The sequence below is a fragment of the Leucobacter sp. G161 genome (genome assembly GCF_001482305.1).
Classification (GTDB): Bacteria; Actinomycetota; Actinomycetes; order Actinomycetales; family Microbacteriaceae; genus Leucobacter.
In genome coordinates this window covers 114,361-128,134 of sequence record NZ_LOHP01000060.1, presented here as the reverse complement: position 1 = coordinate 128,134, position 13,774 = coordinate 114,361, and the positions used below count along the sequence as shown (strand labels likewise).

At 66.9% G+C, this 13,774-nt stretch carries 13 protein-coding genes; 6 read left to right on the top strand and 7 right to left on the bottom strand.

The features are described from left to right. Positions 1–2: 2 nt before the first annotated feature. The 5 genes from aroC to AUL38_RS08070 all read left to right on the top strand — a co-directional run bounded on the left by aroC (position 3) and on the right by AUL38_RS08070 (position 4,153). On the top strand, positions 3–1,199 hold the full coding sequence (gene aroC / locus AUL38_RS08090; RefSeq protein ID WP_059060907.1) for a chorismate synthase: 1,197 nt from the start codon (positions 3–5) through the stop codon (positions 1,197–1,199). A gap of 203 nt (positions 1,200–1,402) precedes the next feature. Further along, a complete protein-coding gene (locus AUL38_RS08085; protein ID WP_235590653.1) occupies positions 1,403–2,104 on the top strand; it encodes a shikimate kinase in 702 nt (233 codons plus the stop codon). A 2-nt stretch (positions 2,105–2,106) separates the two neighbouring features. Continuing rightward, entirely contained in the window at positions 2,107–3,189 is a 1,083-nt protein-coding gene (gene aroB, locus AUL38_RS08080; protein WP_059060906.1) for a 3-dehydroquinate synthase, read from the top strand. A gap of 38 nt (positions 3,190–3,227) precedes the next feature. Continuing rightward, positions 3,228–3,581 carry a helix-turn-helix transcriptional regulator gene (locus tag AUL38_RS08075; protein ID WP_059060904.1) on the top strand — a complete coding sequence of 118 codons (354 nt, stop codon included), beginning with the start codon at positions 3,228–3,230 and terminating at the stop codon, positions 3,579–3,581. Between the two features lie 2 nt (positions 3,582–3,583). Beyond that, on the top strand, positions 3,584–4,153 hold the full coding sequence (locus tag AUL38_RS08070; RefSeq protein ID WP_059060902.1) for an RES family NAD+ phosphorylase: 570 nt from the start codon (positions 3,584–3,586) through the stop codon (positions 4,151–4,153). Here AUL38_RS08070 and AUL38_RS08065 read toward each other — a convergent pair. Both AUL38_RS08065 and AUL38_RS08060 read right to left on the bottom strand, forming a co-directional pair. Then, positions 4,150–5,676, bottom strand: coding sequence for a CdaR family transcriptional regulator (locus tag AUL38_RS08065; protein WP_059060899.1), 1,527 nt, complete (start codon positions 5,674–5,676; stop codon positions 4,150–4,152). The genes AUL38_RS08070 and AUL38_RS08065 overlap by 4 nt on opposite strands. Next, positions 5,670–6,707, bottom strand: coding sequence for a DUF917 family protein (locus AUL38_RS08060; RefSeq protein ID WP_059060897.1), 1,038 nt, complete (start codon positions 6,705–6,707; stop codon positions 5,670–5,672). The genes AUL38_RS08065 and AUL38_RS08060 overlap by 7 nt, the downstream gene beginning before the upstream one ends. 129 nt (positions 6,708–6,836) lie before the next feature. Here AUL38_RS08060 and AUL38_RS08055 point away from each other — a divergent pair, with 129 nt between their 5' ends. After that, positions 6,837–7,028: a hypothetical protein gene (locus AUL38_RS08055; RefSeq protein WP_059060895.1), complete on the top strand. Its 192-nt coding sequence runs from the start codon at positions 6,837–6,839 to the stop codon at positions 7,026–7,028. Positions 7,029–7,040: 12 nt separating this feature from the next. Here AUL38_RS08055 and AUL38_RS08050 read toward each other — a convergent pair whose 3' ends face one another. From AUL38_RS08050 to AUL38_RS08030, 5 genes are all read right to left on the bottom strand, one after another. Continuing rightward, positions 7,041–8,156, bottom strand: coding sequence for a DUF917 domain-containing protein (locus AUL38_RS08050; RefSeq protein ID WP_059060893.1), 1,116 nt, complete (start codon positions 8,154–8,156; stop codon positions 7,041–7,043). Then, positions 8,153–9,259 (bottom strand): DUF917 domain-containing protein, encoded by a 1,107-nt coding sequence (locus AUL38_RS08045; RefSeq protein ID WP_059060892.1) that lies wholly within the window; start codon positions 9,257–9,259, stop codon positions 8,153–8,155. Before AUL38_RS08045 ends, AUL38_RS08050 begins: the two co-directional genes overlap by 4 nt. After that, positions 9,256–10,809, bottom strand: coding sequence for a hydantoinase/oxoprolinase family protein (locus tag AUL38_RS08040; protein WP_059060889.1), 1,554 nt, complete (start codon positions 10,807–10,809; stop codon positions 9,256–9,258). Before AUL38_RS08040 ends, AUL38_RS08045 begins: the two co-directional genes overlap by 4 nt. A 52-nt stretch (positions 10,810–10,861) precedes the next feature. Then, the gene (locus tag AUL38_RS08035; protein WP_059060887.1) at positions 10,862–12,193 is read right to left on the bottom strand and encodes a cytosine permease; all 1,332 of its coding nucleotides are present in this window, start codon (positions 12,191–12,193) and stop codon (positions 10,862–10,864) included. Between the two features lie 123 nt (positions 12,194–12,316). Beyond that, a complete protein-coding gene (locus AUL38_RS08030) occupies positions 12,317–13,741 on the bottom strand; it encodes an AAA family ATPase (protein WP_059060885.1) in 1,425 nt (474 codons plus the stop codon). Positions 13,742–13,774: the final 33 nt, after the last annotated feature.

The following is a 13,774-nucleotide window of genomic DNA, read 5'->3' as shown; positions in this document are numbered from 1 at the left end:
TTATGCTTCGTTGGCTTACCGCCGGGGAATCCCACGGCCCTGAACTTATTGCTGTCATCGAGGGCATGCCTGCGGGCGTGCCAGTCTCCCTCGAGGCGATCCGAGAGGACCTCGCGCGCCGGAAGCTTGGCTACGGCCGTGGCTCCCGCATGAAGTTTGAACAGGACGAGCTCAACGTCTCGGGCGGCGTCGTACAGGGCGTCACAATTGGTGGCCCGGTCGCGATCCGTATTGGCAACACCGAGTGGCCGAAGTGGGCAGAGGTGATGAGCTCCGAAAAGACCGAGCTCTCCGAAAAGTCACGCGGCCGCGGCGCCGCGCTCACCCGTCCGCGACCCGGACACGCCGATCTTGTCGGCATGCAGAAGTACGGCTTTGATGAGGCGCGTCCGGTGCTCGAGCGTGCGAGTGCCCGCGAGACTGCAGCCCGCGTCGCGCTGGGCGCGGTAGCTCGGTCATTCCTCGCCGAACTCGGCGTGCAGCTCGTGAGCCACACCGTGTCGATCGGTGATGTGGTGGCCCCCTCTGGCACGATGCTGCCGCGTCCCGAAGACGTCGCGGCCCTCGATGCCGATCCGCTTCGCTGCTTTGACGCGGACACGAGCGCCCGCATGGTTGCTGAAGTGGATGACACCAAGAAGTCCGGTGACACCATTGGTGGCATTGTCGAGGTCCTCGCTTACGGGCTGCCGCCCGGGCTGGGATCGTACGTGCACTGGGACCGCCGACTCGACTCGCGCCTCGCTGGTGCGCTCATGGGTATCCAAGCGATCAAGGGCGTCGAGGTCGGAGACGGGTTCGAGACGACACGCCGCCGCGGCTCGGTTGCGCACGATGAACTGCACCTGCGTGACGGCGAGATCGTTCGCGACACCGGTCGCGCTGGCGGCATCGAGGGCGGCATGACGACCGGCCAGGTGCTCCGAGTGCGTGCCGGGATGAAGCCGATCGCAACCGTGCCACACGCGCTGCCGACGATTGACGTCGCGACGGGGGAAGAGGCGAAGGCGCACCACCAGCGTTCCGATGTCTCCGCGGTTCCTGCCGCGGGCGTCGTCGCTGAGGCGATGGTCGCGCTCGTGCTCGCTGAAGCGGTCGTCGAGAAGTTCGGCGGGGACAGCCTCGCTGAGACCCGTCGTAACCTCGACAGCTACCTCGCAGCGATTCCCGAGCAGCTCGCGACCGCACGAGAGTCGTGAGCGGCGGGCGCCGAGCCGGTCGGCGAGCGGGGGCCCCGGTCGGCGCACCGAAGCCCGCGCCGCCCGCACAGGCGCGCCGTGCAGTCGGTGACGCCGGCGCGGAAGTCTCCGACTCTCCAGCTGCAGTGAAACGTGCCGGGACGGCGGCCCGACCGTCGCAGGAGGCTTCCCCGGCCCCTGGCCGTGGCGGCGGGCGACGACCCTTGCCCAGTGAGCCTGCGAAGTCACAGCCGCGTCGCGCCTCGAAGCGTCGCAGGCGCCGTCGCGGTGGCGGGAATCGCCTCCCGGAACGCACGATCGTGTTTGTTGGCCCGATGGCGGCTGGGAAGACGAGCCTCGGACGCCGCGTCGCGAAAGAGCTCGGGATCCCGTTTGTCGATAGCGACGTGGTGTTTGTGCGCGAGCACGGCGCGATTACGGATTTCTTCGCCGCGCACGGCGAACCCGAGTTCCGCCGGATTGAGGCGGAGATCATCGCCGCGGAGTTGGCACAGCCCGGCACGCGCATTCTCGCCCTCGGCGGGGGCGCGGTGCTCGCTGAGTCGACTCGCGCACTGCTGCGCGAGCACCCGACGATCCTGCTCATGACGACGCAGGAAGCGGTGTTGCGCACCGCGAACATTGCACGCCGTCCGCTGCTACGCGACGATCCTTCAGCGTGGGGACGCATTCTCGCGGAGCGTAAGCCCCTCTACCTTGAGGTAGCCGACGTCACCTTCCGCACCGATCGTGCCGGGAAGGAACAACTCACCCGCCGCGTTGTGGAGTGGGCACGCGCGTATGCGCGCCGCGAGCGAGCAGCCGCCCAGGCGACGGCGCGGAGCGCTCTGCAGGACGATGCTCCTGCCACCCAAGACGCGGATCACAGCGCGGAACAGTACACCGAACGAGAGGACCAGGAGTGAGCATGCCTGCGAACATCAGCGAGATCACCGTCACCGGGGAAACCAACTATATGATTACGGTGGGCCGGGACCTCTTCGACCGCGTTCCGGAGGCGCTGGGTTCCCGCGTATCGAAGGTGCTCATCGTGCACACGTCGACGGTCGGGAGGCTTGCTGACGAACTGCGGACCGCACTTAAGGAACACTACGGCGAGGTCATGCTCGCTGAGGTGCCGGACGCCGAGTCCGCGAAGCGTGTTGAGGTTGCGGCGTTCTGCTGGGGCATCCTGGGTCAGGCCGATTTCACCCGGAGCGACGCGATCATCGGCCTCGGCGGGGGAGCAGTGACCGACCTTGCCGGGTTCGTTGCTGCGACCTGGCTGCGGGGCGTGAAGCTCGTGCAGATCCCGACCACTGTGCTCGGCATGGTCGACGCGGCTGTGGGCGGCAAGACCGGCCTGAACACCGCGGAGGGCAAGAACCTCGTTGGCGCCTTCTACCCACCCGCCGCTGTGATCTGCGACCTTACTGTGCTCGAGACCCTGCCGAAGAACGAGGTGCTCGCCGGGTTCGCCGAGGTTGCGAAGTGCGGCTTCATTGCCGAACCCGAGATCCTCGACATCATCGAGGCCGATGTCGACCGTGCGACGGACCCGACGACCGCAGAATTCCAGCGCGTTGTCGAGCTGTCGATTGGGGTCAAGGCTCGCGTGGTGTCGGAGGATTTCAAGGAGGGTGGCCTGCGTGAGATCCTCAACTATGGCCACACGCTGGGGCACGCGATCGAGCACGCGGAGCGCTACCAGTGGCGCCACGGCGTCGCGATCGCCATCGGCATGGTCTACGCTGCCGAACTCGGCCGGATGGCGGGCGCGCTCTCTGACGAAGCCGTGGCGCGGCATCGCCGTGTGCTGACGCTGCTCGGGCTCCCGCTCGAATACCCCGCGGGGCGCTGGCCGGGGCTGCTCGCTGCGATGCAGCGGGACAAGAAGGCGCGTGCTGGCATGCTGCGGTTCATCGTGCTCGATGACCTGGCAAAGCCCCGCGTGCTCGCGGGCGTCGACGAGTCCATGCTGCAGTTTGCGTATCAGGAGATCGCAAGCTAACCATCGCGCAATTTGAGGATTGCGCGTAGACTGGGTGCATGAGCATCTCAGTCCCGCAGCAGCCCGGCTTCGCCGACGGTTTCCGCATGCTGCTTGGCGCGGCGGGGAACGGAACGCTCCTCGCCGAGCTCATCGGCGTGAAACCCTCGCAGGTCACCCGGTGGAAGCAGGGGGCGCAGCTCCCCTCCGCCGAGTCGGCGCGATCCATTATGGATTTCGCGTACATTATTGCGCGAGCCGAATCCACGATGCACACGAAGGTTGTGCCGATCTGGCTCGACTCGCCGAACCAGTTTCTGCGGGGCTCGACGCCGCGCGAGTGCATCAAGCTCGGACGGGTGGCTGAGGTCATTGGTGCGATCGACGCCGAGGATGAGGGCGCGTACGCGTAACCATGCCCGAGGCGTTGCGGCTGTACCGCTGCTATCCCAGAACAGCTGGCGCGCGGCCGGGGCGGCCCGGGCACTGGTCCTTCGTTCCGCGGCCACAGTTTCATGGGCGGTGGGACAATTCAGATCTCTTCGACTCCTGGTACTTTTCGCGCACTGCCGTCGGCGCGATCGCCGAGAGTTTTTACAACAAGCGACGGTGGATTCCCGAGGTGTTTCTCACGCCAGCGGGTGAGCCGCGGGCGCTCGCGGAGTTTCGCTATTCCGGGCCGGGTCTCATCGACCTCGACGACGCAGCTGCGCTCGTGCGGCTCGGGGTTCGGCCCAGTGAGGTCGTCGTGCAAGACCTTGGGGTGACACAGGGCATCGCAAGGCGCCTCTTTGAAGCTGACGGCGACGTGCGAGGCGGGCTCAGCTGGTGGTCGTCGCAGATGCCGTCTGAAACCTCGGCACTGCTCTGGTCGCACGGTGGCCAGCCGCCGGCCGGGCTCGAGCTCGTCGGTATCCAGGCGTTGGGCGCGGAGCATCCCGCGGTAGTTGAGGCGGCCGCCCGGCTCTACCGCGAAGTGGGTTAGCTACCCGGCGCGAGCACAGCGCGGCAGGCGAGATGCAGCGCAAGCCGCGTCTCCGGCGAGGTGAGGTCCGCGCCAACGAGCTCCTGCGCGCGCTGCACGCGCTGCGAGACGGTGTTTCTGTGGAGACCGAGCGCGTCCGCGGTCGCCTGGATCCCAGACTCGTGGTCGAGATACGCGGCGAGGGTGTCGAGCAGCTCGGGTGCTTCGGTGAGAAGCGGAGCGAGGAGCGATTCTGCCGCAGGCAGGAACGTATCGTTGCCCGTCCACGCCAGCAGCAGCTGCTCGAGACCGAGGCTGTCGACACGAACGAGATAGCCGGTGCTTGACCGAGATGTGGCGATTTTCGCGGCGTCTGTCGCCTCGCTGAGGCTCCGTGCCAGGCCGCCTTCGCCGCTCTGGAGTGAGCCGATGCCCAGCGCGAGGTCGCGCGTGCGCCTGAGGTGCTGGTGGGCGGCGTGCAGCGCGCCAACGTACGTCTCCACCTGGCTCGCGCTCGGTGCCTCGGAGAAGCTCAGCCAGCCGAGCACGCTCCGCCCGCTCAGCGCAGCACGGCTCTCCACGCTGATCGATGCGAGCTCATGCGACACGGCTCGGAGGAGTCCGATCGGATCGACCCTGGTCCGCGGGCTGAACTGGAATCCCAGGTGGAAGCCGGCGGTCCGCCAGCCACGTTCGGACATGCGTGTCTGTACATCGGCGTCGCGTGCGCCGCGCAGCTCGAGAAACGCGCGCAGCAGGTCAGCTGAGGCAGAAGCGTCGTTCACCGTCGCAAGCTCATCGATGAGGATCCTCGCCGCGACCGCAGGCATCATGATCTCGGCGACCGTCGACAGTGCGCGCAGTTGCGCGTCCCCGATCCCCGTGCCGAAGACGACGAGTCGCAGGCCCTCCCGCGTCGAGCTGTCCACACGCACCGACGCCGCGGCTTCGTCGGCGTATCGCGCAACGCTGATCCACGGCGAGAACTCGATGGCGCCGTGGAGCTCCTGGCTCAGCGTGCCTCCCGACTGCTGGACGGCCCCTCTGCCGTCAATGAGGGCGATGCCGTGCCCGATCGCCGCGCACAGGTGGCCGAGGAGGTCAGCGAGATCCGTCGCGGGGTATTCGAAGGCCTGCGCCACCTTGCGGACATAGTCAATTGTTAGTGCGTCGCGTGCCTGCTGCAGCTGCCAGCAGGCTCGCGCCAGCTCGTATGGGCGCGCCACAGCAAGCAGTGAGACACCGAGACGGGCGGCGAGCTTTTGTGCGCCGGGCGCGGCGGCACTCGCCCCTGGCAGCGCCAGCGCGCGAAATCCCCGATCGTGTACGCGCCGCACGAGTGCGTCCTGCTGCCACGTCGTAGCCGGCAACGGGGACGACAGGATGAGTAGCCCGCTGCCAGCGGCGGTGTGCTCGTCGACGGTCACCTCCTGCCAGCTGCCGCCTTCCGGCCCGGCGACATGTGCGAGCTCGCCGTTGTCCGGGTGCGCTAGGACGCTGGCGAGGTCGAGAGTGACGCTGTCTGCGCGCCGCGGCGTTACCATGCTGGATCCAATCCGTGAATGCCGTAGGAGGAGGGGAACAAGCGGTCGGCGCGGCCCGGTGCCGCACGCCACCACTGATCCGCGGGAAGCGTGAGCAGCGCGACATGCCTGTTCACGTGTAAGTCGGTCACCTCGATGAGTTTGCGAGACAGCGCGTCGATGGCAACGATGTAGTCGGGGGCTGCTGCGATGGGTTCGCCGTCAACCAGTACCGCGAGGTGCTCGGATCGTGACACCAGGCGAATCACGGCACCGTCCATGCCGCCAATCTCGGCTGCGTGCACGTGCGGGTCCCGGGAATCCTGTGTGAGTGCGAGGACGCGTCCGTGACCGACGAGGCGGGCTCCGAGCCTCGCGGCGAGAAGCTCGACCGGTTCGCTGCGCGTCGAGGCGAGCGCTGCGCCGATCTCGAGCGAGTGAGCGAGGTGGCCGTGCAGGGAATCGGTGGTGAGGTCGCGAGCCGTGAAGCCGGCGAAGATGACGGCACCTGCGCCGCCGGACTGGACCATCGCTGCGCGCAACAGCTGGTCGACGTCCTCGGCCCTCCGCGACTGGAGGAGCGAGACGCCGCCGGCACCAGTCGAGCACACCGCAAAGAGGCCAGGGGTTTCGTTGATGTAGATGCTCGTGCGGCCAAGCGTTGGGACGGCACGCCCGCTACAGTCCGCGTCGATGATGATGCGGTCGTGAGCGAACAGAAACGGCGTGAGCGCGTTCATGCCGCCGGCTTCGAGCGAGCACACCGCCTCGAGGCGGCGGCCCATCCAGCGCTCGGCAACTGTGACGAGCGGACCGAACGCATCTGCCCCGGGGAGGCGTTCGTTGAGCAGCATCGTTGAGCCGGCAAACGCGGCGGCGAAGCACGGCGTGTCGGGATCGAGTTCTCCAGGCAGGACAGCCTGAACCGGCGACGCGAACACCGGCCGCACCATCAGCTCCGTGAGCGTCGGGGAGCCGCCGCCGCCTGAGCCGAAGAATGACGCACCCGCTGCGAGTAGCGGAAGATCTCCCGCGGTGAGGGTGAGGGCCATGCCTCCAAGCGTAGATGATCGGGCGATCGCCAGACGCCAGGCCCCAACACCTGCTTGACAGTCATGTGCGATTCGGTCAACACACATGTCTTCGGGTTAGCGTGAGCAGCCCGAGCGAAACGAGGCAGCATGCCGCAGCGCAACGATTACCGCATTCCCCACCCGGCAACCGACACGGAGGCGCCCAATGGCGAGGGCACTGTGACGCCGCCAACGACCGGGGCGACGCTTGACCGGCCAGTACTCGACGGCGCCAGCGAGTACTACGGCGAGCTCGCTGACGACGCTGCCGTGGCGGGCGACGCAGGGGAGTCCGTGTAGCCCGCCAGCGTGTCACGCTCCCTCGACAGCGCCCCCTCCGAGCGTCTCAACGGGGACAAAGGCTTCGCTGAGTCCGAAAGCGCTCGGGCCGAACGTGTCGAGCGCCTCCGGCGTGCGCATGAGCGCTGGCGTCGATATACCGAGAACGCGCACGCGTTGACCGTAGCGGAGCCCCTCGGTCGTGATGGGTTCGGCGGTTTCATGGTCGACGATGCAGATGAGGTCTGGCACGATTGCGAGCAGTTCCGCTCCCCGATAGGCGGTGAGGTTTTCGTTCTGAAACGCGATCTCGACCGGCTCGCCCTCGCCCTCCTCGCTGGCGATGACCGCGCGGCCGCGTGCGAAGCCCTCGGTCGTGCGCCGCTCGACATCGACCACCTTGCCAACGTGGAGCTCGCGAACGTGGGAGTACAGCGTCGGCGCCAGGGTGTCAGCGATCGCCGCGAACGGTGAGCGATGCTGCTCGCGCGCTACGCGGATCGCCCGGCCGAGGTTGAGCGCCATCGACAGCGTGCGTGGCACCGCGGTGCGGCGTACATCGGCGCCGCTCATCGCGTACTCGGCGATGTGGCCGACACCGCCCAGCCGAATCGTGATCGCGCGCGCAAACGACTCCATCTGCCGGTTGTCGGAGCCGGTGTCGATGATGACGTGCTCGCCACGCTCGCCAGCGAGGGCGAGCGGTGAGCCCTGCACACCGTAGACGGCGAACGTTTCCATCGAGAGCTCGGGGAACGCGCGCCCCATGCCGTCGGCATCGACCACGGGGAGGCCGGACTCCGCAGCGACAATGAGCGGGATCATCGAGTTGATGCCCCCGCACTCGATTGGCATGGTCGCATCTGCCTGCCGCCCGAGGTGTGCCTCGAGCGTGCGGAGGGCCGCGAGCGGCTCCGTGCCGGCCGGAATCTTTTCAACCATGACCGTCGGCGCGCCCATCTGGGCGGTCGGGATCACGAACAGGTCATCAGCGAGCTCGTCGGGGTCGAGGATCGTGATGCCGCGGTCGCCGAGCACCTGCTGCACGAGCATCTGACCGATGTACGGGTCGCCGCCGCCGCCCGTGCCGAGGAGCGTCGCGCCTCGGGCGAGATCCGGGAGATCCTCCGCGGTGAGCGTCCAGCTCACGATACTGACTCTGCGTCAGCGATCGCGGCTCCCGCGCGCACGGTACCATCGAAGCGGTGCGGATCGAGGTCGTAGCCGAAGTACCGTGGCCCGACCATCTCGATCGCGGCGGGGGAGTGCCACCGCTCATCGGCGGGCGCCGCGATCACCCGCACCCGCTGTCCGTACCTGAGCCCCTCGGTCGTGATAGGCTCCCCGTTCTCGTGGTCGAGCACCATGATGAGATCGGGTGTCGTCGCAAGCACGCGGCCGTCAAGCTCGGCGATGAGGTGTTCGTTTTGGAACGACAGCACGAGGGTGCTGCCGCCCTCTTCGATCGTCGCACGCCCGCGGGCAAAGCCTGCGGTGGTGGCGCGTTCCACATCGGTCACTTTGCCGCCGAACAGGACACGGCCACCCAGAATGTCAGTCGCGCGCTCAACCGCATCGACCTTGTCTGCGCGGGCATCAACGATTGCCCGACCAACGTTCATGCAGAGCGACAGCGAGTCACGGACGAGTGCCTTGCGCGCGGTTGCACCTGACATGTGGAAGCCAGAGAGCATGATTGAGCAGCCCATTTCAACCGCGGCAACTCGAATGATCCGCTCTCCCCATGCGTTGTCAATGGTGCGGAGCACCCCAACGTTGCCCTTTTCGTCAGAGTACGCCAGCGGCGAGGACGTGACGCCGTAGAGCGTCGGCAGCACCATCTGTAGCTCGGGGAACGCGCGGCCCATGCCATCAGCATCGAGCACAGGAAGCCCGGTAGCCGCGGCCGCTGCGATCGGGATGGTGGAGTTCACCCCGCCCACCTCGATGCACATGATGTGCGTGATGGGCCGGCCGTAGTGTTCGCTGAGTTCGCGGACGGGGCGCATGACCTCGTCGAGACTCGGTAGCTTCTCGACCATCACGGTCGGGGCGCCGAGCATCGATACGCACGCGACGACCGCGTCGTCGGGGAGTTCGTCGAGTGAAACGACAGTCACGTCACCGTGGCGCCTGAGCGCCTCCTTGGCGAGCAGGCCACCAATGTAGGGGTCACCACCGCCACCCGTGCCGAGTACGGCTGAGCCTCGCGCGAGGTCGTCAATGTCGTCGACGGTAATTGTCCAGCTCACAGTGACGCCCCCATGCTCAGGTCGCCGACAGCCTTCACGCGAATGCGTGTGGCGTTCCCCGGCAGGTACGGAATCGGCACCTCATCGAAATCGATAATGGACACCGAATCGGGCTTCGCTCCGGCGGCGATCGCCTTCTCGATCGCCTCACCGCGCACCGCTGCAAGGGTCTCCTCGCGCTGACCCGGCGCAATTGAATAGACCTTGTCGATCTCTCCGCCAACCTGCGCGATCGAAGCGCCGATGGCGTTGGCGACGGCGTAGTTCTCGGGCTTCGAGACCGCACCAAAAATCGGTAGTACGTCGGGGAGGAGCACGGATCCGCCGCCGACGGCGACGACGGGGATCGGGTCGGGCGAGGTCCGCATCCGGTCCACTGCCTCGGCTACCCGCTCCGCGATCCGGTCGAGCACTCGCTGAACGAATGCGGGATCGAGATGGGCAACCCGTGCGGGATCGCCGATGTTTGCCCGGCCGGCTGCAACGGCAACGTCGGTCGCCGTGAGCGTCGTGCCGCCGAAGACAAGTGCGTCAGTGCCGAGGTTGTAACCGACCGACTCGGGGCCGACCTCTGCAGTCTCGAGGTTCACGATGCTGCCGCCGCCGATGCCGAGCGACAGTACGTCGGGCATGCGGAAGTTCGTACGGACGCCCGCGACCTTCACCTCGTTCGCCGTCTCACGGGGGAAACCGTTGATGAGCAGGCCGACGTCGGCGGTCGTGCCGCCAACGTCGATCACCGCACAGGTGTCGAGCCCGCTGGTGAGGGCCGCGCCCCGCATCGAGTTTGTTGGTCCAGACGCGAACGTTGCCACCGGGTAGCGGCGCACGTAGTCCTCGTCCATGAGCGTGCCGTCGTTTTGGCTCAGGAAGATCGGCGCGTCGATGCCCTCGGCGCGCACGGCGGCCGTTAGCCCGTCGACAATCTCCGACGCGAGTTCCCGCAACGCGGCGTTGATGACGGTAGCGTTTTCGCGCTCGAGCAAACCGATCCGCCCAATTTCGTGGGACAGCGAGATCGCAACCCCGTCGCCGGGCACCTCACCAACGAGCCGCGCGGCCTCGACCTCAAGGTCGTGATTCACCGGGCTGAAGACCGATGAGATCGCGACCGACCGAATGCCGTGCCGCTGCATGTCGGCCGCGTGTGCCCGCAGCTCTTCCGGGTCGAGCGGGCTGATCGGTCGACCGTCGAACTCATAGCCGCCGTGCGCGAGATAGCTGCGCGCCTCGATCGCGCTTTTCAACGTCTCCGGCCAGTCGACGAGCGGCGGCAGGGCTTGGGTGGCAGGCAGCCCCAGTCGCAGCGCGGCGGTAGGCGCGAGGCGCTTGGCCTGGACGAGTGCGTTGATGAAGTGCGCCGTGCCGATCATCACCGCGGTGATGTCTGCTCCGTTGAATGGGTGCTGTGCGCGGAGCCCGGCGATGGCCTGGATGATGCCGTCGGTGACGTCCGGCGTCGTCGAGTGCTTGATGCCGACGAGGGTGCGGTTGCCGTCCATGAGCGCTGCGTCGGTGTTGGTGCCGCCGACGTCGATGCCAATATGCATGGTGTGTGCTTTCTGAGGGGTGATGCGGAACGTGTGGGTGAAGCTACGGGGGCTACGCGGACTCGCCGGCGTCCTCTGGCTGCCTGGTGCGGACCGAGCCGATCGCGCGTACCCAGCCCAGCTTGCCTGCGATGACGTAGAGCACCATGGAAATGAGCAGTGAGAACACTGCGGGGATGCCCCAGGTGATGAAGTAGCCAGCGACCGAGGAAGCGATCCAAATGATGATCGTCGCGGGGACCACTCGTGGCGCGGTGACGGGAAGGCGACCCTCGGCGCGCGATGACTCGAGCTCGGGCCGCCAACGCTTCACGATGAAGTACTCTGCGACCATGATGCCTGCGATGGGCGGGAACGCGACCGAGAGCAGGGTCAGGAAGCCGGTGAGCTGACCGAGGATGCCTGCGGCAGCGAGTACCGAACCGACAACGCCGAGGACGATTGTCGTGGTGACCCGGTTCAGGTTCTTGCCGAATGCCGTCGAGATGAAATTCACGAGCCCGAGCGTCGAGGAGTAAAGGTTCCAGTCGTTGATCTTCAGTGTGCCGGTGATGACGATGAGGAGGCCGACGAAGCCGACAGAGGTGGTGATGATGGCGACGATGTCGCCGCTCGCGGTCGCGTGCGCAAGCAGCACGCCGGAGAGGCCGATGACGAACTCACCGAGTGTCACGCCAACGACGGTCTGCTTGACGACGTCGGCGCCGCTGCGGTTGAACCGCGTCATATCTGCTGAAATGATCGCGCCGACGATGAGGCCACCGGCGACGATGCCCGTGCCTGCCCCGACACTCATGGTTGGACCGGGCGGCGGGCCGGTCATGAGCTCGCCGATGTCGTGCTTGGAGAGCTCGCTGATGACAGACCAGCCAACGAGGATAAGGAACAGCGGAACCGTGACGTTCGCGAGCAACTGCATGCCCTTGAACCCGAAGGCGACGATCGCGGTGACCGCAAGCCCAAAGAGCAGACTCCAGACCCACACCGGGAAGACGCCGGGCATGAGGCTGTCGAGCGACTGCGCGGAGATTGCGGACTGGATTCCGAACCAGCCGATGAGGCTAATGCCGATTGCCAGGCCAACGAGCGCTGCCCCGACCTCACCGAAACCTGTCCAGCGGGCGAGGAGCGACGTGTTCAGGCCTTCGCGCTGGCCGATGAGACCGACGAAGACGATGACGACTTCGAGGATGATCGAACCGAGCAGAAACGCGAGCACCGCGTCCCCGAACGTCATCGCGTACCCGAGGGTCGCTCCGAGCAAGAACTGCGAGAGTGCGGAGACCTGGCCGAATCGCTGCACTGCGATTCCGAACCAGTGTTTGCGAGAGGCCTGGGGCACTCTCGTGAGGGCGAAGTCGTCGCCGTGCGTGCTGCTGGCCATGAGCATCCTTGCCTTGGGAGGAGTGGGTCTCCGCAAGGCTACGTTCGAATGCGCGCCACGGCAGTGTGCGATTCGCACTATCTCACGGCGTCAGTGTGCGAAGTGCATGTCTCTGGTGGGGCGTTACCCGGCGAGAAATCCCTGGGACCGTAGAATCAGCGCGAGTACCTGGCGATCCTCCGCGTGCATGACGCCGTCGACGAATCGCCGGAGGGCGTGATCGAGCGAAACCTGACCGCCGCTGCCCGCCACCTTCTGCACGATCGCAACGAGGGTGCGCGGGGCGAGCACGGACTCCTCAAGCCCCGGCCTGCCGTCGATCTCGCGCTCGGTGGAGACGAACGTATTGAAGCCCTCGCCGTGCGAGCCGGCGAACACCTGCTGGCTGATGAACGCCGCACGTGCGACACGTTCAAGTTCGTCGGTGGAGAGCGGCACCGCGCCCGCAGCGTCCGCAATCGAGGCCGCCGCGAGCAGCGCGTTCTCGCGCGGCACATCGGCGTACGAGAGGCCGGCGTCGGGGTAGTGGACGCGGTAACTGTTCGCGCCAAAGCGGTTCACGAGCTCCGCGCTCATGCGGTCGATCCCGCGATAGCGATGGGGTGTTTGCTCGTTCGCCGTGGCCAGAATCGCGAACCCGGGCTCGATGGTGATCGCGATGCCACTGTTCTCCTGCACCGCGAAGCGATCGCCGGGGCGCAGCTGCAGGATCCGGTTCAGCCGCTTCAGGAACTCTGCCGGCATCGCGTTCACCTCGTCGAGGATGACAGGGCGCCCCTCGGTCATGGCGCGCAGCAGTGGGCCAGCGACGAACACGCTCACCGTGGCGCCCTGATCGGAACGCAGTTCGTGACTGCCGATGAGCTGTGAGCTCGTGATGTCACCGTAGCCCGAGACGAGCTCCGGCTCACGTCCGAGCATCACCCGCGACAGGTACTCAGCAAGCGCGGTCTTCGCTCCGCCGGTCTCCCCGAGCAGCAGCAGCGGCTCGCCACGCGTCAGCGCGGGCAGCGCCTCCGCGATGATGTCGCGCATCTGGCCGGTGAGGAGGAGCCCTCGCCGCAACTGTGTGCGCGCCTCCCTGACGCGTAGCGCGCCGAGCGCCGCAAGGAGGTCGTCGCGGGTTGCCTCGGTGTCGACACGTTCGGCGAGGAGCGCGCTGCGGCGCTCACCGAACCGATCTGCCTGCGCTCGCAGGTTACCGATGAGGAGCTCTTCTGCCTGAATGAGTGAGCGATGCTCCCGGGCCGCATCCGTCGCCACTGCGGCTGCCTGCTCACGGAGTTCACGCTGCGCGAGCGTGATCCGCCAAGCTTCGACCGCGGCTCGGAGCAGCGCCGCGCGCTCAGTGAGCGCACGGTCGAGGATCTCCCCAGTCTCTGGGTCAGCATGCAGCGCTGCAAGTCGGGCAGCGAGTGCGCGCTGGGCGTCGGCGGCGAGCGCCGCGCGTGGGGAGTCGGAGGAACGGGCAACACGGCGGGTGCGCGTGAGCTCCCGGTGTACTTCTACGGCCTCCGCGAGAACCGGGTGTGCGTCGAACGGGAGCATACGGTCACGCTATCACTCGCTAGTGTGGTGGGT